Origin of the sequence: Oceanivirga salmonicida (assembly GCF_001517915.1) — a bacterium.
GTDB lineage: Bacteria > Fusobacteriota > Fusobacteriia > Fusobacteriales > Leptotrichiaceae > Oceanivirga > Oceanivirga salmonicida.
Map to the genome: position 1 here is coordinate 31,883 of NZ_LOQI01000001.1, position 22,615 is coordinate 54,497.

General features: G+C 23.9%; 19 protein-coding genes and 2 pseudogenes. 4 read left to right on the plus strand and 17 right to left on the minus strand.

From position 1 onward, the window contains the following. Positions 1 to 36 precede the first annotated feature (36 nt). The 11 genes and pseudogenes from AWT72_RS00160 to AWT72_RS00205 all read right to left on the minus strand — a co-directional run bounded on the left by AWT72_RS00160 (position 37) and on the right by AWT72_RS00205 (position 10,075). Complete coding sequence (locus AWT72_RS00160; protein ID WP_067138993.1) at positions 37 to 414, minus strand: GNAT family N-acetyltransferase; 378 nt, start codon at positions 412 to 414, stop codon at positions 37 to 39. After that, on the minus strand, positions 407 to 1,678 hold the full coding sequence (lepB, locus tag AWT72_RS00165; protein ID WP_067138996.1) for a signal peptidase I: 1,272 nt from the start codon (positions 1,676 to 1,678) through the stop codon (positions 407 to 409). The genes AWT72_RS00160 and lepB overlap by 8 nt, the downstream gene beginning before the upstream one ends. Positions 1,679 to 1,756: 78 nt before the next feature. Further along, positions 1,757 to 1,948, minus strand: a complete 192-nt coding sequence (gene rpmF / locus AWT72_RS00170; protein ID WP_067138999.1) for a 50S ribosomal protein L32 — start codon at positions 1,946 to 1,948, stop codon at positions 1,757 to 1,759. A gap of 228 nt (positions 1,949 to 2,176) precedes the next feature. After that, a pseudogene (locus AWT72_RS10035) lies at positions 2,177 to 2,491 on the minus strand (cupin domain-containing protein); the annotation flags it as partial. 123 nt (positions 2,492 to 2,614) lie between these two features. Next, positions 2,615 to 3,049: pseudogene (locus tag AWT72_RS10040) on the minus strand (cupin domain-containing protein); the annotation flags it as partial. Positions 3,050 to 3,097: 48 nt separating this feature from the next. Beyond that, a complete protein-coding gene (locus tag AWT72_RS00180) occupies positions 3,098 to 3,835 on the minus strand; it encodes a hypothetical protein (RefSeq protein WP_067139002.1) in 738 nt (245 codons plus the stop codon). Between the two features lie 5 nt (positions 3,836 to 3,840). After that, on the minus strand, positions 3,841 to 4,767 hold the full coding sequence (locus AWT72_RS00185; RefSeq protein WP_197035170.1) for an alanine racemase: 927 nt from the start codon (positions 4,765 to 4,767) through the stop codon (positions 3,841 to 3,843). Continuing rightward, complete coding sequence (gene alr / locus AWT72_RS00190) at positions 4,767 to 5,783, minus strand: alanine racemase (protein ID WP_067139008.1); 1,017 nt, start codon at positions 5,781 to 5,783, stop codon at positions 4,767 to 4,769. The genes AWT72_RS00185 and alr overlap by 1 nt, the downstream gene beginning before the upstream one ends. 151 nt (positions 5,784 to 5,934) lie before the next feature. After that, positions 5,935 to 6,630, minus strand: coding sequence for a hypothetical protein (locus tag AWT72_RS00195; protein ID WP_067139011.1), 696 nt, complete (start codon positions 6,628 to 6,630; stop codon positions 5,935 to 5,937). 15 nt (positions 6,631 to 6,645) lie between these two features. After that, a complete protein-coding gene (locus tag AWT72_RS00200) occupies positions 6,646 to 8,388 on the minus strand; it encodes an ABC transporter ATP-binding protein (protein ID WP_067139014.1) in 1,743 nt (580 codons plus the stop codon). Further along, on the minus strand, positions 8,375 to 10,075 hold the full coding sequence (locus AWT72_RS00205) for an ABC transporter ATP-binding protein (RefSeq protein WP_067139017.1): 1,701 nt from the start codon (positions 10,073 to 10,075) through the stop codon (positions 8,375 to 8,377). Before AWT72_RS00205 ends, AWT72_RS00200 begins: the two co-directional genes overlap by 14 nt. A 144-nt stretch (positions 10,076 to 10,219) precedes the next feature. On the opposite strand from AWT72_RS00205, the gene AWT72_RS00210 reads away from it, so the two are divergent. The 4 genes from AWT72_RS00210 (at position 10,220) to AWT72_RS00225 (ending at position 14,532) form a co-directional block, all read left to right on the plus strand. After that, entirely contained in the window at positions 10,220 to 11,350 is a 1,131-nt protein-coding gene (locus tag AWT72_RS00210; protein WP_067139020.1) for a carbohydrate kinase, read from the plus strand. Then, complete coding sequence (locus AWT72_RS00215) at positions 11,340 to 12,251, plus strand: pseudouridine-5'-phosphate glycosidase (RefSeq protein ID WP_067139024.1); 912 nt, start codon at positions 11,340 to 11,342, stop codon at positions 12,249 to 12,251. The genes AWT72_RS00210 and AWT72_RS00215 overlap by 11 nt, the downstream gene beginning before the upstream one ends. Beyond that, on the plus strand, positions 12,251 to 13,138 hold the full coding sequence (locus AWT72_RS00220) for a tRNA dihydrouridine synthase (protein WP_067139027.1): 888 nt from the start codon (positions 12,251 to 12,253) through the stop codon (positions 13,136 to 13,138). Before AWT72_RS00215 ends, AWT72_RS00220 begins: the two co-directional genes overlap by 1 nt. Before the next feature lie 131 nt (positions 13,139 to 13,269). Then, entirely contained in the window at positions 13,270 to 14,532 is a 1,263-nt protein-coding gene (locus tag AWT72_RS00225) for an ATP-binding protein (protein WP_067139032.1), read from the plus strand. A 188-nt stretch (positions 14,533 to 14,720) separates the two neighbouring features. On the opposite strand, the gene AWT72_RS00230 is transcribed toward AWT72_RS00225, so the two are convergent. The 6 genes from AWT72_RS00230 to AWT72_RS00255 all read right to left on the minus strand — a co-directional run. Further along, on the minus strand, positions 14,721 to 15,962 hold the full coding sequence (locus AWT72_RS00230; RefSeq protein WP_067139035.1) for an ATP-binding protein: 1,242 nt from the start codon (positions 15,960 to 15,962) through the stop codon (positions 14,721 to 14,723). A 198-nt stretch (positions 15,963 to 16,160) separates the two neighbouring features. Continuing rightward, positions 16,161 to 17,432 carry a YadA-like family protein gene (locus AWT72_RS00235; RefSeq protein ID WP_067139039.1) on the minus strand — a complete coding sequence of 424 codons (1,272 nt, stop codon included), beginning with the start codon at positions 17,430 to 17,432 and terminating at the stop codon, positions 16,161 to 16,163. Between the two features lie 24 nt (positions 17,433 to 17,456). Further along, positions 17,457 to 18,842, minus strand: a complete 1,386-nt coding sequence (locus AWT72_RS00240; RefSeq protein WP_067139041.1) for a YadA-like family protein — start codon at positions 18,840 to 18,842, stop codon at positions 17,457 to 17,459. 27 nt (positions 18,843 to 18,869) lie between these two features. After that, complete coding sequence (locus tag AWT72_RS00245; RefSeq protein WP_067139043.1) at positions 18,870 to 19,388, minus strand: DJ-1/PfpI family protein; 519 nt, start codon at positions 19,386 to 19,388, stop codon at positions 18,870 to 18,872. 9 nt (positions 19,389 to 19,397) lie between these two features. Next, positions 19,398 to 20,306 carry a DMT family transporter gene (locus tag AWT72_RS00250; RefSeq protein WP_067139046.1) on the minus strand — a complete coding sequence of 303 codons (909 nt, stop codon included), beginning with the start codon at positions 20,304 to 20,306 and terminating at the stop codon, positions 19,398 to 19,400. A 259-nt stretch (positions 20,307 to 20,565) separates the two neighbouring features. Then, positions 20,566 to 22,615 (minus strand): GA module-containing protein (locus tag AWT72_RS00255; protein WP_156413060.1); only part of this gene is annotated, 2,050 nt, incomplete at its 5' end.

The window sequence follows — 22,615 nt, forward strand, 5'->3', positions numbered from 1 at the left end:
TTCCTTTCAAACTTAAAATATCTATTATATTATACCTCAAAAATTTTCGTTTATTTTATCTTTTTTCATGATTATTGCGGTTTTGTCTTTATAATAAGCCTTTCGCCTACTTATCTCCTTAAAACCATTTTTTTTATATAAATTTACAGCACCTATATTTTCTTCATTTACTTCTAAAAATATATCTTTATTGTTTGGTAATTTTTCTATTAATTTAGTCGCTATACCTTGTTTTCTATATTTTGGTAATACGGCTATTTCAAAAATTTCATATACGTCTATACTATCTAAAAGTATACAATATGCTATATTTTCATATTCATATACTTTTTGTATATTTAATCCTTCAAAATATTTGCTATCTTTATTATCATTAAAACAAATATTATGTATCTTTAATATTTCATTATTCATTTTTATCTAAAAAACCTATTCTACTTATAGGGAACCATCTAAACGATAATCTACCTTTGATTCTACTCTTTTTAATATAACCAAAATATCTTGAATCTTGACTATTATCAGTATTATCTCCCATTGCCATGTAATAATCATCATCTAATTTAATATATTCTCCATTTAAAAGTTTTTCAAATTGAGCTTTATCATTTTTAAAGTCTAATATTGGCAATACTAATTCATCATGCCCTTTTGCTTTTAGAATATATGAATACTTATATCTGTCATTCGATAAATTATATAAACCTACTGCTTCTTTATAGTTTTTACCTTTTAGTTTTTCTATAAATTCACTAGGTGTTTTATATATATGTATTAAATTTGTTTTAGTATCTAATTCCATTAAAATTTCCATTTTAACTTCATCACCTTTTTTAGGTATATATAATTTTGTATCATCTATTATATTATTATTTTTCATTAAACTATATACTGAATTTTTACCAAAAGAATAATATCTATCATTTATTTTCATATCATTACTGTATACTCTATTATCTTTTATATCAAAAGTAGTTCCCGCTATACCTGTAATTCTCTTAGTATATAAAACTTTGTCTTCTAATGGTTCATTAAATGAAATCATATCATTTAATTCTATATCTTTAAATTTATATATTATATTATTTGAAAAAATTCTATCTCCTACTAATATAGTTGGTTCCATTGATTGAGTTGGTATAACATAATTTCCTAAATAATGATTTTGAACTATAAATATTAAGAAAATTACAAATATTCCATTAAAAATACTTTGCATATTCTCTTTTAGTTTTTCATTATCAATTAATATATGAATTAAAGTTAATACCATTATAATTAACATAGTATAATCAAAATATTTATCATCTATACCAAATATAGCAGTTGATGCAAAATACATTATAAAATCTATTATAAATAAATATGATTTTCTAAATTTATTAGTTAATAATAAAAATAAATTTAATATAATAGTAATATTTAGTGCATATATTTTAATCGGTATTATTCTACTTACACTCTTGTCCATAAAAAATATATACATTCCTAATACTGTGATTGCTCCTAATATGTTTATACCGTACATTACATTTTTATTATTATATGCTAAAAATCCTAACCTATTAGTTAGACTGTCTGCTACATTATTAATTTTCAAAGTTAAAAATTTTTCATTTATAAAAAATAATATTATAATTCCTGCTGTAATTATGTAAAAAATTATCCAAAATAACATTTTTGTTCCTCCTTTTATGATAATAGTATTTTACCATAATTTAAAAATAAAAAAAAGAAGTATTCTATACTTCTATTTTTATTCTTCTTCAGTTTTTGTTTCTGTTGAAATTATTTGTTTTCCTCTATATAGCCCTGTTTCTAAATTGACTCTATGGGGTCTTCTTATTGTTCCATCAGCTTCCTTTACGAATGTTGGTGCTGATATCCCATCATGTGCCCTTCTCATATTTCTTTTAGCTTTAGAGGTTCTCTTTTTTGGTACTGCCATGTTTGAGCTCCTTTCATGTCATTTGTAATTACACGATATTATACAAATTTTTAAGCCCTTTTGTCAAGGACTTTATTTCAATTGTAAACCATGCATTGATATAACATGATTTCGTTTTATTTAATAACATGTTTATAACTCATTTTATTTCTAATTGTAAAATACCATTATTAAAACAACAATAAAAAGTATATATTACTAACTTACAAAATTAAAACTAGAACTACTCTATTTCAAAGCATGATTTTGTGCAATCAAATCTATAAAAACAAGGTCTTCTTCTCCTTCATTTCTAAGTCCATGAGATTCACCAGGTCTAGCTATAGTTATAGTTTTAGGTCCTACTACAGTTTCATTTCCATTACCATCTGTGAAAATTCCTGTACCTGAAATAATAATATAAGTATCTTCGTTATTCGTATGAGGGTGTATACCAATGCTATCTCCTTTTTTCAAAGTCATAAGCCCTATTTCTTTTATGGCTTGATCTTCGGTTGCACTTTCTCTACGAAATGCAAATTTACCATAAAGTATTCCAACACCTGTTTTACCTGCTTTTTCTACATTTTTATCAAAAAGTTTATTTAATGGGAAATATTGTTCTGTTGGATTATTTATTATAGTTTCAAGATTAGCACTATTATTTTTAGCAATAATATCTAGAAAGACAAGGTCTTCTTTATAAGGGTTGGCCAAGCCGTGTGATTGACCAGGTCTAGCTATAGTCATATCACCAGGTCCAACTTCCCAAGAATTACCATTTCCATCAGTAAAAATTCCTTTACCAGAAATTATTAAATAAGCATCTTCATTATCTTTATGTTGATGAGTTCCAATAGAATCTCCAGATTTTAAAGTCATCCAACCTATTTCTTTTATTGCATCTTGTTCTAATGCCATATCTCTAGTAAAAGAAAATTCTCCATAAAGTGTTCCTTTACCACCAGCAACATTTTTTTTATCAAGTTTTATAAATTTTTCAACAGAATAACATTGTGAGCATGTAGTTTGAGTTTCAGTGGATGTTTTTTTAAAACAACTTACAATAAACAATGATAATAATGCAAATACTATAGCATTCATAAAAAATATTTTTTTCATAATATACCCCCATTTTTAAATATAAAAATAATACAATCACTAATCTTATTAATCTATATTAGTTTCAATAAGTTTATTTCCTTTTAAAATTAAGTATTTATGTTTTTCTATTGAAGGAAAGTGATAATTGTCCCCTTCAGCATATTCATATTCAATTATATGTATCTTATTATTCTTAATTTCAGTTGGAGAAAATATAGTTTTAGGGCTATAACCAGCAACCACTTTCATTTTATTACCTTTATTAAGATAAACTGCCATTTCTGTACTTACAATCAGGTTTCCCCCACCAGCTGGATTAAGAACGAAAAAAACTATAGCATCATCAAGTCCATCATTATTTAAATCTCCAACAAATATTTCTGTTGAACCAATTTCTGCATCATTTATTTTCTTAATCTTAGGTGCATACTGGTCAAACAATTTTTGTGTTTCTTTTATTATATCAAGTTCTTTAATTGATTTAATTTCTTTAATTTTTCTATAATTAACTATTGCCCATTCATTACTTTTCATTGAATTAATTGGAATAGACCCACCTTGTTCACTGATTAACTCATTTTCAACAATTTTAAATTTTGAATGTGGCTTTCTATTTTTTAATGAATTAATGCTTTCATTTGTTAAATCACATTTTGGACATCCTGTTATTGTTCCATCATCAAAATAGCCAATTAAACCCCCATTAGAAAAGTATAAAAATTGTAGTTGTCTATTTTTTTCAAATTTACTATAACCTAAAATAGAAACAATCATAATTAATATTAGAACTTTAATTTTTTTCATTTTATTCACTTTCTTTCAATATAAATTTTTTCAATTCTATTTGATAATCCAGTCATATATTCCTCACTTATTTTTAAGTTTTGACCATATAACTCTACCTTATCTCCTACTTTTACATTTTCATCTATTAAAATAGTTGTATAATTCATGTGTACTTCTTTTATCATATATTTTTTGTTTTTTATATATACCACTTCATTTTTTCTTGCATAACCATCTACATAGCCTACTTCTATTATACCTACATTATTATCTATCTGCAAAATTTTTGAATAAAGACTCATAACATTTTCAAAAAGTGCTATACCTAATCTTACATAATCTAATACTATTTCTTTTTTATTATAGTATTTTGTAAACCCATCACTATTTAATATATGTTTTTTCAAATCATATTTTTTAGTATACTTATTGAACATTTCTATTTGTTTTTTTGTATATTCATCATTTGAAATTGCTGATGATAAATGAGTAAAAATAGCATAAATATTTAATTTTTTATTATCTAAATATTTATCAATTAGATATATTTCATCATTTCTAAAACCTAATCTATTCATGCCAGTATCAAACTTTATATGAATCTTATTTTTTAACCCTATACTTTCTATATATTCCAAATCTTTTTCATTAGTTATTGTAATTTCAATATTAGTCTTTTTTATTTTCTCATATTCGTTTTTTTCAATAGGACAAAGTATTAAAATATTAGTTTTCTTATCTAATTCATATAGTTTAATTGCTTCATTAAAAGTTCCTACTGCGAAATAATTTATGCCCAATTTTTTTAGTCTTTCAAAAATTATCTTATAACCTAAGCCATAAGCATTAGCCTTTAAAACTGCTATTATTTTATCTTTACCTACTTTATTAATAATTTCTAGTGTATTTTTTTCTAAAATATCTAAATTAATTTCTATATGGGTATTCATCATTTACCCTTATATATTCTAGGAACTCTGTCTCCTATGGTGCTCATTAATTCATAATCAATAGTTCCTATTAATTCAGCCATTTTTTTAATAGAGATATTATTTCCGTATAGTTCTGCAATATCTCCAACATTAACATTTTCATCTACTTCAACCATAATTAAATCCATACAGACATTTCCCACTACTTTATATTCTTTTCCTTTTATAAACACTATACCTTTGTTGCTAAAATCTCTTTTGTATCCATCTGCATAACCTATACTAATTGTTGCTATATATGAGTTTTTTTGAGCCTTATATGTCATATCATAACCTATATATTCATCTTTTTCTAATCTATATACATTACAAACTCTAGCATAAAAACCTAATACATTAGTATATAAGTCTATTCCAACTCTAACATAATCTAATACAATATCTTTTTCTTTATAATATTTTTGTAATCCAGCACTACTTAATATATGTTTTTTCAAATCATATTTTTTAGTATATTCTTTAAAAATATTTATTTGATTTTCAGTATATTCAGTATTACTGTAAATAGATGATAAATGTGTAAATATACCTTCTATATTTAAAGTTTTTAAATATTTATCAATAATTTCTAAAGTATTTTCAGTAAATCCTAATCTATTCATTCCTGTATTAAATTTAATATGTATCTTATTTTTTAATTTATTTTTTAAAATATACTCTAATTCTTTTTCATTAGATACACTTATTCTTATATTTGTATTTTCAATATCTTTATATTTTTCTTTTTCTACAATACCAAGTATCAAAATATTAGCAAATTTATCAATATTATATAGTCTCATAGCCTCATTTAAAGTTGCTACTGCAAAATAGTCTATACCTATAGATTTTAATTTTTCAAATACTTTTTCCAAACCATGCCCATAAGCATTTGCTTTTATTACTGCCATTATCTTATTTTTATCTACTTTTTCACTTATTTTTTTTATATTTTCTTCTAATTTATCTAAATCAACTTCTAAATAAGCTCTCATAAAATCACTCTTTTCTATATATTTAATCAACTTTATAATATCATAAAATAAAAAAAATAGCCATATAGAACACATTCACAAAAATTACTATATGTTCTATATGACTAAAATTTTATTTATTGATTTTTAAAATATGATGCATTTAAATTTTTTACTCCTTAATATTAAATATTTCCCTTATTTTCTTTTCATCTCCTACAACAACTATACTATCTCCTACATTAAACACAGTGTTTGCATCTGGTAATGATTCTCCAGTACTAGTTTTTCTAAGTAGAATATTTAACCCATGTTCACTTTTAATATTACTTTTACTAAGTTCTATATCTTTTAATTCTTTCGGCATTATTTTAAGTATTACTCTAGCCATTACCATATCTCCATAATCATCTATAATAATTATAGGGTTTGAATATTGATTATATAAATATTTACTTGTTATTTTTAAAATAAATTTATCTACCAAATTATTAAGCCATCTACTTTTTTTTACAAACCAAGTTGTAATTATTATACCTACTATCATAGGAATGAAAGCAATAACACTCCATGTAATAGTATTTCTAAATTGTAAAAATATATTTACTACTGTAGATACAATAGTAACCGTGAATGCATAACCAAACATCATAACATATCTTGCCAATTTTCGTCTAATTTTACTATTTACTACAATTTCTGCCTCCCTTGTTGTATATCCACTATTAGTTAACATTGATATTACTTGAAATCTCGCCTTTTCCTCAGTAAGACCTGTTATTCTAAAAAGTGTAACAAAAACTTCTGCAATTATTGTATATATAAATACAAAAAGAATAAATAGAATTATTGCTCCTAATATTTCCATCTTTTTACCTACTTTCTAAAATTGTGCTTGATATAATTTCTTATATTCTCCATCTTTATTCATTAATTCTTTATGACTACCCATTTCTACTATATTACCATCATCTAATAATATTATTTTATCACAATTTTTTATTGTAGATAATCTATGAGCGATTATAAAGGTTGTTTTATCTTTCATAAGATTTTTAATAGCGTCTTGTATTAACAACTCTGTTCTTGAATCTATTGAACTTGTTGCTTCATCTAATATTATAATTTTACTATTTTTTAAAAATGCTCTTGCTATAGTTAATTGTTGCTTTTGTCCTGCAGAAATATTATCTGCTTCTTCATTTATCATAGTCTTATAACCATCATTTAATGTTTTAATAAAATGGTGTGAATTAGCATTTTTACTAGCTCTTTCTATATCATTAAAACTAACTTCATTACTTGCACCAAATTCTATATTTTTTGATATAGTTCCATTAAATAGCCAAGTATCTTGCAATACCATAGTAAATGCTTTTGCTATATCATCTTTTCTTATATCTTTTATACTTATACCATCAATTTTAATATCTCCACTATTTATATCATAAAATTTCATAAGTAAATTTATTATAGTTGTTTTACCACTTCCTGTATGACCTATTATACCTATTTTTTCTCCTTTTTTAACAGAAAAATTAATAGAATTTATTATAGTTTTATCTTCATTATATGAAAATACTACATTTTCAAAATCTATATTTCCTTCAATATTATCTATATTTAACTTTTTAAACTTACTTTCATCTTCCATTTCTTCTAATTCCAAAAATTTAAAAATTCTTTCTGATGTTGCACTTAATTGTTGAAAATATACAGAAACTTGCGATGACATAGATAATGGTCTATGAAAAAGATTTAGGTAATGTATAAATGCTTGAAAACCTCCTAAACTTAGAGTTTTATTAAACACTAATATAGATCCTACTAGAGAAATAACCACATAATTTATAGTATTTAATGCTGATATAAGGGGCATTACAAGACTTGATAGTGCTTGTGATAAAAATAGTGATTTATATATTTTATCATTTATTTTTTCAAAATTTTCTATGCTTTCTTTTTGAGAATTAAATGCTAACACTATCTCTTGATTAGTATACATTTCTTCAATATATGCATTCAAACTTGCTAATTTAGACTGCAAACTTTTAAAGTATTTTTGTGATTTTTTTACTACCATAGATATAGTTAGTATCGTCATTGGTATGAAAACAAGAACAATTAATGTTAATTTAATTGAGATTATCATCATAAATACTATTATACCTACAACACTAATTATTACTGGTAATGTAGAATATATGATACCCCAAAGAGCAGTTATTAATTTATCTACATCATTTACTATTAATGATATTATATCTCCATCTTTTGTTTTATCTAAATGTGATATACCTAATTTATTTACCTTATCATTTATTTTTTTTCTTATTTCATAATTAATATTAGTCGTAATACGGAAAACAAGTAAATTTTGAATAGCATTTAATATCATAACTATTAAATATATAGCTATTATCAAATAAAACATAGATTTTAAACTAGTATAATCTATACCTGTATTTATACCTTCTACTACTAAATTAGTCATTTTACCTATTAAATATGGACCTTGTAATGAAAAAAATGTAGTAATGGAGATTATAACTGTGGCTATAATTAATAAATATGCTTTTTTATCAGATAAAGATAATATTTTTTTTATTGTATTAAATACTTTCATCTATATCACCTACTTGTATATTATATATTTCTTTATAAATCTCACAGTTTTTAATTAATTCATCATGTGTACCAAATCCAACCATTATACCATCATCTAATACTATTATTTTATTTGCATTTTTTATAGTAAGTAATTTTTGTGATATTATTATTTTCATTAAATCTAACTTATCTAAATTTTCTCTTATTTGTCTATCTGTTCTATTATCTAGTGCAGAAAAACTATCATCAAATATTATTAAATCAGCATCTTTGTAAATCCCTCTTGCAATTTGTATTCTTTGTTTCTGTCCACCTGATAAATTAGCTGCTCCTTCATTTAATTCTATATCTAAATCAGCAAAATCAGTTGCTTTGGCATAATTTATAGCCATATTTACTCTATCTATATTAGGATTACTATCTGCATAGGCTACATTTTTTAATATACTTAAATTAAATAATTTACTTATTTGTGGTACATATGAAATTCTATCTCTTAATGAATTAAGAGTATATTCTTTAATTTCTTTGCCATTTATTAATATTTTACCGCCAGTATTATCTAAAAATCTTAATAATAATTTGGCTATGGTACTTTTACCTGAACCAATACTACCTATTATTCCTAATGTTTCATTGCTTTTTATTTCAAAACTTAAATTTTCTATAACGGTTGATTCTGCCTTATCATATGAAAAACTTACATTTTTAAATTCTATACTTTCAATTCTTTCTAATTTTTCTTTGCTTTCATCATTAACTATCTCAATTTTTTCACTTAATACTTCATCTATTCTTTTAAATGAAACATAGGCTCTAGGTATTACAAAAAGTATAGAAGTTAACATTAAAAATGATATCATTATCATTACACTATATTGTATAAATGCAAATATTACCCCAATTTGTGTATTATATATAGGGATAAATTTTGCAATAAAATATACCACAACTGCAACTGAAATATTTATCATAAATTCTGCGAATGGATTTATTAATGATATAATTATATTTATAAAGTTATAAACTACTTTTATATCTAAATTTACATCATTAAATTTTTGACTTTCGTATTCTTGCTTATTAAATGCTCTAATTACTCTTTTACCACTCAATATTTCCCTTAAAATTGCATTCATTTTATCTGTTAATTTTTGTAATACACTAAATTTTTTAAGTAAAAGAAATACTGCTATTATTATACCAATTGTTAATATTCCTATTAATACAGCCAATACTGATAACATATGTGGTGCTATCTTATATGCTTGAATAATTGTTATAACTAATGTTATAGGGGCTAATATTGAAATTCTAAGTATCATTCCTAATGATTCTTGAAATTTTGTAATATCGTTTGTTGTTCTTGTAAGCAAACTTGATATACCAAACTTGGACAAATTTTTAGTAGAAAAATACTGTACCTTATTAAATAATTTAACTCTTAATTCCTTAGCAATTGTTGCTGTTACTTTTGCTATTAAAAATATATATAATATAGAAAATATAGTCGCTAAAAAAGCCATACCTAACATTTTTAATGAGTTATATTTAATAAATTCAAAATCATTTTTTACTATACCTATATCTATATTTTTAGCCAATCCTTTTGGAATTTCACTAGAAAAATATACGTTTATAATTATCATTATTAATATAAGTAAAAAAGGGAATATATATCTTTTTATATCATATTTTCTCATCTTTTCACCTCTTTAATTAATATTATACTATTTTTACAATTATATATCAATTGTTAAAATTTTTTTAATATTTGTTTACAAAAATTGACATTTAAGTTTTAAAACTGTATACTATGTTGTAGAATAGATAGAAAGGAATAAACTATGACTAATAAAGAAAGAAAAATTTTCACACTGATAAAAAAACATCCTGAGATAACACAAAAAGAAATTGCTAAACGATTAAATATGACAAGAACTTCTGTTGCTGTACATATTACCCATATTATGGAAAAGGGGTATATTTTAGGGAGACAGTATGTTATACGTAAAAAACCTCTAATTTTAGTAATTGGGGGATCTAACATAGATATACAAGGTTTTCCAACAAATAATTTTGAACTACATAATTCTAATATAGGAGAAATAAATAGAACTTACGGCGGTGTTGGAAGAACAATAGCAGTAAATTCAAATAGATTAGTAGAAAACACTAAATTAGTAACTGTTTTAAGTAATAGTAAAGATGGTATGGACATATTAGAGGATTTAAAAAAAGAAAATGTTGATGTTTCTGATATACTATTTTCAGATAAACCAATGTCTATGTACTTATCAATATTTGATAATAAAAGAGAAATGGTATCAGCTATTTCAGATATGGAATTAGTAAATGAACTAACTCCTGAGTTTTTAATGAATAAAGATGGTCTTTTTGAAGATGCTGAAATTATAGCACTAGATACTAATTTGCCACAAGAAACTTTAATTTATGCAGCAAATAATAAAAAAGAGGATCAAAAAATAATATTAGATACTGTTTCAGCAGAAAAAGCTAAAAAAATAACACCTATATTAGATAAAATTGATGTTCTTAAAACAAATAAAATAGAATTAGAAGCCATTATGGGAACACCTTTAAAAAATATAAAGAGCATTAAAAGTGCTTGTAAAACTTTAATAGATAAAAATGTAAAGAAAATATTTGTAACTTTAGGTGAAAATGGAGTTATTTATGCAAATAGTAAGAAAATTGTAAAAATTTCTAATCCTAAAAATATAAAAGTTGTTGATGTAAATGGAGCAGGAGATACATTCACAGCTGCATTAATATATGCTGAATTATCAAAATTCAACATGGAACATATGACTAAATTTGCACAATGTGCCGCTATATATAAGATATCAAAATTAGGTCCTTCACCTAAATGTTTTTCATTAGAAAAAATTAAGGAAACAATCAATACATATTATAAAGATTTAGATATAAAAGGAGAATTTTTAAATGAACTTTAATAAGCACATAGAATTAGGAGAGCATGTAAAAAATGCCATAGAGAAAAAAGCACCAATAATAGCACTAGAATCAACAATAATTTCTCACGGTATGCCGTATCCTAAAAATATGGAAACTGCATTAGAAGTTGAAAAGTTAGTTAAAGATAATGGGTGTGTGCCTGCAACTATAGGTATAATAAATGGTAAAATAAAAATAGGTTTATCTCACGAAGATATAAAATTATTAGCAAAAGAGGGTATAAATGTACCTAAGGTTAGTAGAAGAGATATTCCATACATAATTTCAAACAAGTTAAATGGGGCTACAACGGTCGCTTCTACTATGATAGGCGCAAACTTAGCAGGTATTAAAATATTTGCAACAGGGGGCATAGGTGGAGTTCATAGAGGGGCAGAAACTACTATGGACGTATCTGCTGACCTTGATGAATTAGGACAGACTAATGTGGCTGTTGTTTGTGCAGGTGCTAAATCAATACTTGATTTAAGATTAACACTTGAATACCTTGAAACTAAGGGAGTTCCTGTATTAGGTTATAAGACAAAAGAATTACCTGCATTTTATACTTCAAAATCAGGATTTAACTTAGATTATAAAATGAATAGTTCAAAAGAAATCGCAGATTTGCTTAATACTAAATGGGATTTAGGTTTAAATGGTGGAGTAGTAATTGCTAATCCTATACCAACAGAATATGAAATGGATGCAGACTTAATTGAAAGTGTAATTTCAAAAGCCGTTATAAAAGCAAACGAATTAGATATTAAAGGTAAAGATACTACACCATTTTTATTAGATGAAATCCAAAAAGTAACTGATGGTAATTCATTAGAATCAAATATACAATTAGTATTTAATAATGTTAAATTAGCTTGTAAAATAGCTAAAAATATGTAATGTTAGTGTATATTTCGCCTATGTCAGGTTATACTGACTTTGCATATAGGCAAATAATGAAAAAATTTAATCCTGATCTTATGTATTGCGAAATGATAAATTCAAATTTATTAATTCAAGAAAACTATAATACTTTAAATAGTATTATGCGTATAAGTGATGATGAAAATACTGGAGTACAATTATTTGGTAGTGATATACAGGATTTATACAATAATTTTATAAAATTAAATGAACTTGGTTACAAAGATTTACTTCTTAATTTAGGTTGTCCACAGCCAAAAATACTTAAAAATGGTGCTGGTGCTAATATGTTACATAGAATAGATGAAATAAACCATTTATTATCTAGTCTTAAAGAAAAAAATATTAAAATTTCTTTAAAAATAAGGCTTTCTGAATATACAGCCAAATATTTTGAAATGGCTAACAAGTATGAAATACCTTATCTATGCATACATACTAGAACAAAAGAACAACTTTTTAAAGGAAATGCTAATCATGAAATAACTGAAAAACTTTCAAACTTAGATAGAAACTTTAAATTTATTGCAAATGGAAATATTCATAGTTTAGAAGATTATCAAAAAATCTCTAAACTTAATATAGATGGTGTCATGCTTGCAAGAGGTGTAGTTGGAAACCCACATTTAATTAAAGAAATTAAAGAAAATAGAAAAATTGAAGTTACACTAGAACAAACCAAAAAACTAGTAATAGAACACCTAAATTATCTAAGTGAAGATAAAGGTGAGCAAAAAGCAAGTATAGAAATAAATAAATTTTTAAAAGAATATTTTAAAAATATAGATAGACAAACTTTAAAAGATATTATTCTAGATAAAAATTTTGAAACTAAAATAGAAAAAATAAGCCACATTAAATAATGTGGTTTTATTTTAGAATTTGTCAAATTTTTGACTAAATCTAAAATATAACTTGAAAAAACACCAAAAAAATGATAAAATCAGTTTAGAAAAAGTCAAATTTTTGACTAAATCTAAAATGAGGTGATAAAATGATTATAAAAAGAGACTTATATTTGAATAAATTAATAGCACATAAACACAATGGTAGAATAAAAATAATAACTGGTATCCGTAGATGCGGTAAATCTTTTTTACTAAGTAATCTATTTAAAAAACATTTATTATATGAAGGTGTTAAATTAAGCAATATAATTGAAATATCACTTGATGATATAAAATATAAAGAATTAAGAAATCCTGAAAAATGCTATAAATATGTTACTGATTTAATTGATGAAAATAATAAAGAAAAATACTATCTATTATTAGATGAAGTCCAATTAATGACTGATTTTGAAGATGTATTAAACGGATTTTTACATTTAGATAATATAGACGTTTATGTTACTGGAAGCAACTCTAAATTTTTATCAAAAGATATTGCAACAGTTTTTAGGGGTCGTGGCGATGAAATAAGAATGTTCCCTTTAAGTTTTTCTGAATTTTATAATTCACAAAACGAGAATTTTGAAACTGCATGGGAAAAATACTATACTTATGGGGGATTACCTTATATCTTAACCATAGATGATGAAAAAGAAAAAATATATTATTTAAAAAATTTATTTGAGCATACTTATTTAAGAGATATTGTTGATAGATATAACATTAAAAATGATATGAATTTATCTATACTAGTTGACATTATAGCTTCAAATATTGGGTCATTAACTAATCCGCAAAAATTATCTAATACTTTTAAAAGTGAAGTAAAGATTGATATTTCAATGCCTACCATAAAAAAATATATAGATTATTTAGAAGAAGCATTTATGGTATGTGGCATAAAAAGATATGATATTAAAGGAAAAAAATATATAAATACACCTATGAAATACTATTTTGAAGATATTGGTTTAAGAAATGCAAGACTTAATTTTAGACAAATTGAGAAAACACATATTATGGAAAACATAATATTTAATGAATTAAGATATAGGGGTTATTTAGTAGACATTGGCATGATTAAAATAGATGAAAAAAATTCTCTTGGAAAATATGAAAGAAAGCAAATTGAAATTGATTTTATTGCTAATCAAGGAATCCAAAAATACTATATACAGTCTGCATTTAATTTACCAACAAGCGAAAAAGAAAAACAAGAAAAAAGACCATTTTTAAATATTGCCGATTCATTCAAAAAAATAATAATTGTTAAAGATAATATATTAATCCAAAAAGATGATAATGGAATAATAACTATGGGATTAAAAGAATTTTTATTAAATCCTAACAGTTTAGAATTATCTTAAAATAATAATGGGGATGAATTTAAACAAATTTAAAAGAAATGATAGATTTAATAAATATTAAAAATATAATAAGAGTATATAGTAAAGGTAAAAAGTTTTCGAATTCAAACTCAGAAACTTTTCGTTTTTGAGAAATTACAGACTTTTTACCACACTCTCTTTTGATTAAATATCTCAATATTTTTTTATTACTTAAATTCTAAAAGCCAATCTATTATATTAATCACTTTTATTCCATCATATGATTTTTCAAAATCCCTATCCATAGATAAAACTATTTTTTCATAATTATCTTCTATTTTAATTAATGATTGTAATTCTCTATTTCTAGTATTTTCATTCATTAAACTTTCTGTTACCTGTATATATATTTTTTCGTTAGGTTTTTCTGCTATAAAATCTATTTCTGTTTGTTTCCATTTACCTATGTATACATTATAGTCTCTTCTTAATAGTTCTAAAAATACTATGTTTTCCAAAATATTACCCCTATCAATATTTCTGTATCCTAATAATAAATGTCTAAATCCCATATCTATAATATAATTTTTTTCAAGTGTTTTTAATAATGCTTTCCCCTTTATATCATACCTTGATACTGAATATACAAAAAAGGTATCTTGTAACATTTTAATATATTTATTTATTGTACTATTGGCCACATTATTTTTAGCCTCATCAAGTTCTTTTTCATTTGACAGTACATTAGCAATATTATTCGTAGAAGTAATATTCCCAATATTTGAACATACAAACATTATAATTTTATTTAATATTACTTGATCAATTTGTCTATTTCTTTGTACAATATCTTTTAATATTATAGTAGAATAAATACCCTCCAATGCTTGATTTATTCTAGGTATATTATTTTCAATATTTTGAAATTCATGTAATACTGGCATTCCCCCTATTTGTATATATTTTTGAAATTTTTCTTCTATACTTATCATCTTATCAAAATTATAAAAATCTAAAAATTCTTTAAATGATAAAGGTAGCATTTTTATTTCTATATATCTACCAGAAATCAAAGTAGAAAACTCCGAAGATAACATATATGCATTAGAACCTGTAATATATATATCACAGTTAAAATCTAATCTAAATGATTCTACTGCTTTTTCCCAGTGTTCTACAACTTGTAATTCATCAAATATAAGGTAGGTTTTATTAGAATTTTTAATTTTACTTGAAATATAATCATATAAGTCTATATATGTCTTTATATCTTTATATTTTAGTGATTCAAAATTTATATGAATTATATTTTCTTCATTAATCCTCATTTCTAGCAAATAATTATGAAATAAATCTAATAATGTTGATTTTCCGCATCTTCTTATTCCAGTGATAATTTTTACTAAATCTATATCTTTATTTTCTATTAATTGTTCTAAATAATTAGGTCTTTTTATTAACTTTTGCATAGTAACCTCCTTTTTAGTATTATATACTTAAAAATAGCAAAAGTCAAAAGTTTTTGAATTCAAACTCAGAAACTTTTTCTTTTTAACAAGTTTTTAACTTGAAACTCAAAAACTTTCAAATATAAAAAGCGGAACTTTTGTTCCACCTTAACACATATTTTTTATTTATTTAAATTTCTATTACAATCTATTTTTTTATTATTTTTCATTAATAACCGTTTTTAACTCAAACAACAATTGTTTTAACTCATCTATATTTTTATTTGATTTTAATATTTCTTCATCTAAACTATTATCATTTAATACTTTTTCAAAATTAGTTACCTTTTCATCTAAAGTTTCAATTTTTCTATTTTTTATAAAGTTTACATTTATACCTGTACCTATTCCAAATGTTTTTTGTGTATCTATACCTGCACTTAATTTATATACTATTTTATTTGAAGGAATAGTTCCACTTACTCCTAATGCAAATCCACCTGTTTTGTTATAATAAGAAGTACTTGCTCCTATTGATAATAAATTGTATCCTGTTACTTGCGGTAAATTGTTTATCGCTATTGAAGTCGCTACTCCACCACTAAATCTTTTTTCTAATGTGTCAATTCCTATTATGTTACCTAATCTTTTTTCAACTTCAGATTTTGTATAATATTCTTTTTCCAAATGTTCTTTAACTAATTTATCAGTTACTATTTTCCCTTTTGGATTTGCAATATCAGCATCACTGCTTATTTTTTGAGTAAATTTATCTATTTCTATATTACTACCATCATTTTGTAAGAAAGTATTTGATAAATTATCTTCTAATAGTTTTTTATCAAAATTTAATTTAAATTGGTTATTTTCTTTTTTACTAACTGCATAATTTTTTTCTAAGTAGTCAAAAATAGTTTTACCAATTAAAGTTTTTTCATCATTTTTATTTACTTCGCCATTTCCTAAATTTTTTAAATTTTCATTATTAAATCCTATTAAATATTTTTTAGGGTTATCACTTTCTTTTATTACTATATTATCATCTTTATTTTCTATTTTTATAGTTGTTTTTTCATCACCCATAACAGTTGAAGAAGATATATTGGCAATTTTTACATTCAAATCATCTATTCTTTTATCTATAATTTCAAGTTGTTTTTCTGTAGCTATTTTCCCACTACTAGCTCCATTCCATGTTAGATTTTTAAGTCCTGTTATTTGACCTTCTCCTCCATTTAATGTTAAATTAGATATTAATACATTTTGTTCAAGTTGTATTCTTATACCATCTGATCTTGATCTTGTACGAATATTTTCACTTCCTGCAAAATTAAGTAATCTAGTTTTTTTAGAACCTCCTGTATCTCCTTCATATTCTATTCTAGAATCTTCACCATATATTAATCCATTAGCCAAAAATATTAATATTAACCATACAGTTCTTATATTAAATAATATTTTCAGCCATTTTATTTTTTTATTTCTATTCATTAATGTTCTCCTTACTTATTTGGCTTAAATTACATTATTTTCTAATATTTTTGAATCTGATTTTAATTTTTCTATTAACTCTTTTATAGTTCCTTTTAATTCATCTATTTCTTTTTTATTTTTGTCTAATTCTCTTCTATATTTTTCAACTTCTTGTCTATGTTTATTTTCTAAATCTGATATTTTCGCATTTAACATTTCTTCATTTTTTACGCTAGTTATATTTCTAGAAATTACTTTATTTTTAACGAAATTAATATTTACACCTGCTGACACTCCAAAAGTTTTTTTAGTATCTACTCCTGCACTTAATTTATATACTATAATATTTGAAGGTGTAGTCCCACTTAGTCCTAATGCAAATCCACCTGTTTTATTATAATATGATGCCCCAAATCCTAATGATACTAAATGATTTCCACTTACTTGTGGAATATTTCCTATGGCAATAGCAGTTGCTATACCCCCACTTAATTTTCCTTCTGTTTCATTTACTTTATCTGATAATTGTTTAACATTAGCAACTTTTTCATCTATAGATTTTTTATTATAATAATTATTCTCTAAGTATTTTTTTACTTTTGTATCAGTTACTAATGAATTTTCAGGCTTTTCTAAATTCGATTTTTCACTTAATTTTTTGGTCCACTCATTTATATTTATATTACTTGCATCTATTTTAACAAAACTTTTTTCTAAATCTTTTTTTAATTCATCATTATTTAATATTTTTTCAGATACTTTTTTATCTAATTCTTCTTTATTATAGTAATTACCTTTTAAATATTCACGTAAAGTTTTTCCAGATATGGTTTTCATATCTTGTGCATTTATTTCACCTTTACCTATTTCAGATAACTTTGTTTTAATCTTATCTGATAATCCTATTTTATATGTATTCGAATTTTCTTCTACTACTATCTCATCATTATTAGCACTTTCAATTTTTATTGAAGCCTTTGCTCCTGGTTTAAGTTTATCTATTCTCTCTTCATTTATTTTTATTCTATCATAAACTATTTTAAGTTGGTCTTCTGTTGCTGCTCTTCCACGAATCGCATTTCCATCCCATCTTAAGTTTGTTAATCCTGTTATTTCACCTTTTTCTCCATCAATTTTTATTTTTTTCCCAAGAGTTATTACATTTTTAAGATTTATATTAATTTTTCCATTTGTACCTGTTTCAGTTTCAATATTTCCATCTCCTAAAATTCTTAACTTATCTTGTTCTAAAATTATACTTTCTTCTTTCCCATTATCACCTATAAAACTTAATCTTCCTACGTCTCCTAGTTGCGTTCCTTGTGGTTCATTAGCAGAAATTGATAAATTACTAGTTATTAAAAATGGGATTATTACTCCCAATATTAAATTTTTCTTACTGTTAATTAAATTCTCTATTTTTAACATTTCCTTACACACTCTCCTTTTATTTTTCTACTTAAATTCTGAATACAATTTCTTATTTTTGAAAAAGTCATAAGTTTCGTTATAATCATTTTCATCTTTAAAAACACCCATTATTTTACTTATTTCTATTGCAAATTCAAGATATGCATTTGCATTTGCTGTTATTAAATTTTTATCAAAAATTAAATCTTTTTGTGCATTAATTTTTACATTTTTATAATTTTCTAAACATTTTATATTATTTAAATAATCTACTCCTGCACATATAGCCCCAACCTTAATTCCTTCTATTAAAGTATTTTTTACTAAATTTTCTAATTCTTTATTATCTAATATATTTGATATATTTCCACCTGGTATTATAAGTAAATCATCTTTTGATATTTTAACATTAGATATATTAGTATCTGCTAATATTTGTATGTTTTCAAAAGATTTAATTTCTTTATTTTCTAAACTAACATATTTAACTTTATCTTTTAAAAAATATGATAAAAATATTGTTTCAAATAAAGTAAATTCATTATAAGTTATAATATAAACCATGATATCCTCCTATTTTTTTATTCTTAATGCTACTGTACAAGATATAACTATAAGTAATGAACTTAATATTTGCATAACATTAATACTTTCATTTAATAAAATATAGGCTACTACTGCTGTTGAAATAGGCACTAGTAATTGTAATATATTAAATACTACTATTCCATATTGATGCAATATCTTTAATGATAATAGTAAGCCTGTAACTATTCCATAAATACCTGATAACATAATAAATAATATTAAAATATGACTAGCATTTAGTAATTCGTATATATTGTTTGTAAAATATGATAATAATATGAAAACAATTCCCATTACAAGACTTATCATAGTTGCTATTATTATGCTAGGTAATTTTTTACTCATAATTTTAAAGAATATATTCTGTATTGAATTTGCTAGTATAGATATCATTAAAAATACATACCCTAAAATATAGTTTGAGCTCTGTGCATTTGCATTTTTTGAGTAAAATATAAATACAAAAGAACCTAATATTGCTATTATAGACCCTATTATAAATCTTATATTTTTCACTTTTTTTCTTTCATCTTTAAAAACAAATGAAGCCATTATAAGTGATATAGGCATACCTAAAATACCAAATATACTAGCTGACAATGAAGAAGTATATTTTAGACCTTCCATTAAAAAGTACATATATATTGATGCTAAAATAGATATAGACATAATGCTTAAAAACATTTTTTTATCTTTGAAAACTATTTTTAAATACTCTCTATATTTCATATATGATATAAGTAGTAAAAATAATCCCCCTGCTAAAAATCTTAATCCATTGTTACTATACACACTAAATCTTGTACTTAAAAATCTCAACATAGGGTAATTAAATCCCATAAATATTACATACATTATTGCTAAAATATTATTATCTTTATTATTAAATCGCATATTACTCCCTACTTTATTGTATTTATCTCAGTTATTATATCACATAAAATTAAAAATTTTAATAATTTATATTAAAATGTTATTAACAAAAAAGTTTTACTATATTATTTAAACTGATTTTTTAATTTAAAAAGATGACATTTAGAATTATTAGAAAACATATACCTTATATTTTCTATTTTATATCTAATTTAAGGTATATGTTCTTAGAATGTCATCTTTTTTACTATGTTTTAATTAATTTTATCAATAAATTGTATTACCAATTATACCCTATATTTAAATTAGCTCCAACTTGAATATTCTTTTTCAAATCTCCATTAAGTTTAAATTCTGGATTTAAAACAAAACCATTAACTTCATATTTTGTACCTAATTTCAAGTTATAATCAAAGTAACTTCTAACAACCTTATTTGTTTCTTTTGAATCAAAAGTTGATAATACTTGATTATTATATCCTCCTGAAACATTAGGTTCTGCATATATATTAAGTTTAGGTAAAACTTCATATGAAATATTAGTACCTAAATTTACATCGAATCCTACTCTATCTTTTAAGTAAACTTTGTCATCTAATTCTACTTTACTTGAATATGTTAAATAAGTTCCAATAATAGGTTTAATATTTAATTTTCCAAAGTTAAAGTTTTTAGAATATCTAGCATAAATATCAACATTATGATTTAATTTTTTATCATACTCTGCTAATCTATATCTTATAAATGAATCAAATTCTTTATATTTAAGTGAAGCACCTATTCCAACATTATGTGAAATTCTATTTTGATATTCAGCAAAAGCACCTATACTTAAATCTGAATTTTTAAATTTATGATTTCCTCCTAAAGATACTCCTGTAATGAAATTAACACCATTTTTACCTATTAATTCTTTAGAACCATTTACATTTATAAAGAATCTATCATTAGTTCTATTTATAACATCATAATCTTTATAATAGAATGCATCTGCATATTTTTTATAATCTTCAAATTTTATTTTGTTATTTTTTTCTATATTCTTTTCACTAAGTTCTTTTGCAGCTTCTAATGCTTTTGTAACTTCTTCAACTGTTGTAGCTTTTTCAACTTCTGCTTGTGCTTTTGTTATTTCATCTTCTGTTAAACCTACTAATTTTGATATTTCAGTTTTAGCATTTGCTTTAGTATCTTGTAATTTCTTAGCATTATCTTTTGCTATATTATTTGCACTAAGTTCTTTTGCAGATTCTAATGCTTTAGTTACTTCTTCAACTGTTGTAGCTTTTTCTATTTCTTCTTGTGCTTTTGTTACTTCATTTTCTGTTAAACCTGATAATTTTGATATTTCAGTTTTAGCAGTTGATTTAGCATCTTGTAATTTCTTAGCATTATCTTTTGCTAAATTATTTTCACTAAGTAATCTTGCTGCCTCTAAAGCTTTAACCACTTCATCAACTGTTTTTGCTTTTTCTATTTCTTCTAGTGCTTTTTCTCCTTCTGCTTCAGTTAAACCTTCTAAATCTGTTATTTGACTTATAGCATCTCTTTTTAACTCTTCTAGATTTTCTGCTTCTTCTTTTTCTTGTTCTTGTTTATTTTTTTCATTAAGTGTTATTGCTTCTTCTAATACTTTTGCAACTTCTTCAACAGTTTTAGCTTTAGTGATTTTTTCTTGTACTTCTATTCCTTGTTCTTCTGTTAAACTATCTAAATCTGTTATTTGACTTATTGCATCTCTTTTTAACTCTTCTAGATTTTCTGCTTCTTCTTTTTCTTGTTCTTGTTTATTCTTTTCATTAAGTGCTATTGCATCTTCTAATACTTTAGCTACTTCTTCAACAGTTTTAGCTTTAGATATTTTTTCTTGCACTTCTATTCCTTGTTTTTCAGTTAAACTATCTAAATCTGTTATTTGGCTTATAGCATCTCTTTTTAATTCGTCAAGATTTTCTGCTTCTTCTTTTTCTTGTTCTTGTTTATTCTTTTCACTAAGTAATCTTGCAGCTTCTAATGCTTTAGTTACTTCTTCAACTGTTGTAGCTTTTTCTATTTCTTCTTGTGCTTTTAATCCTTCTGCTTCAGTTAAACCTTCTAATTCTGATATTTCAGTTGTTGCATCTATTTTAGCTTGTTCTAATTTCTTAGCTTCATCTTTTGCTAAATTACTTTCGCTAAGTAATCTTGCAGCTTCTAATGCTTTAGTTACTTCTTCAACTGTTGTTGCTTTTTCTATTTCTTCTTGTGCTTTTAATCCTTCTGCTTCAGTTAAACCTTCTAATTCTGATATTTCAGTTGTTGCATCTATTTTAGCTTGTTCTAATTTCTTA

Bases quoted from the DNA above. Each gene is read 5' to 3' on its own strand.
- AWT72_RS00160 (WP_067138993.1), bottom strand. From the start codon at position 414: ATGAATAATGAAATATTAAAGATACATAATATTTGTTTTAATGATAAT.
- AWT72_RS00245 (WP_067139043.1), bottom strand. From the start codon at position 19,388: ATGGTTTATATTATAACTTATAATGAATTTACTTTATTTGAAACAATA.
- AWT72_RS00225 (WP_067139032.1), top strand. From the start codon at position 13,270: ATGATTATAAAAAGAGACTTATATTTGAATAAATTAATAGCACATAAA.
- AWT72_RS00185 (WP_197035170.1), bottom strand. From the start codon at position 4,767: ATGAATACCCATATAGAAATTAATTTAGATATTTTAGAAAAAAATACA.
- AWT72_RS00180 (WP_067139002.1), bottom strand. From the start codon at position 3,835: ATGAAAAAAATTAAAGTTCTAATATTAATTATGATTGTTTCTATTTTA.
- AWT72_RS00250 (WP_067139046.1), bottom strand. From the start codon at position 20,306: ATGCGATTTAATAATAAAGATAATAATATTTTAGCAATAATGTATGTA.
- AWT72_RS00195 (WP_067139011.1), bottom strand. From the start codon at position 6,630: ATGGAAATATTAGGAGCAATAATTCTATTTATTCTTTTTGTATTTATA.
- AWT72_RS00205 (WP_067139017.1), bottom strand. From the start codon at position 10,075: ATGAGAAAATATGATATAAAAAGATATATATTCCCTTTTTTACTTATA.
- AWT72_RS00210 (WP_067139020.1), top strand. From the start codon at position 10,220: ATGACTAATAAAGAAAGAAAAATTTTCACACTGATAAAAAAACATCCT.
- alr (WP_067139008.1), bottom strand. From the start codon at position 5,783: ATGAGAGCTTATTTAGAAGTTGATTTAGATAAATTAGAAGAAAATATA.
- AWT72_RS00215 (WP_067139024.1), top strand. From the start codon at position 11,340: ATGAACTTTAATAAGCACATAGAATTAGGAGAGCATGTAAAAAATGCC.
- AWT72_RS00200 (WP_067139014.1), bottom strand. From the start codon at position 8,388: ATGAAAGTATTTAATACAATAAAAAAAATATTATCTTTATCTGATAAA.
- rpmF (WP_067138999.1), bottom strand. From the start codon at position 1,948: ATGGCAGTACCAAAAAAGAGAACCTCTAAAGCTAAAAGAAATATGAGA.
- AWT72_RS00240 (WP_067139041.1), bottom strand. From the start codon at position 18,842: ATGTTAAAAATAGAGAATTTAATTAACAGTAAGAAAAATTTAATATTG.
- AWT72_RS00220 (WP_067139027.1), top strand. From the start codon at position 12,251: ATGTTAGTGTATATTTCGCCTATGTCAGGTTATACTGACTTTGCATAT.
- AWT72_RS00235 (WP_067139039.1), bottom strand. From the start codon at position 17,432: ATGAATAGAAATAAAAAAATAAAATGGCTGAAAATATTATTTAATATA.
- AWT72_RS00230 (WP_067139035.1), bottom strand. From the start codon at position 15,962: ATGCAAAAGTTAATAAAAAGACCTAATTATTTAGAACAATTAATAGAA.
- lepB (WP_067138996.1), bottom strand. From the start codon at position 1,678: ATGTTATTTTGGATAATTTTTTACATAATTACAGCAGGAATTATAATA.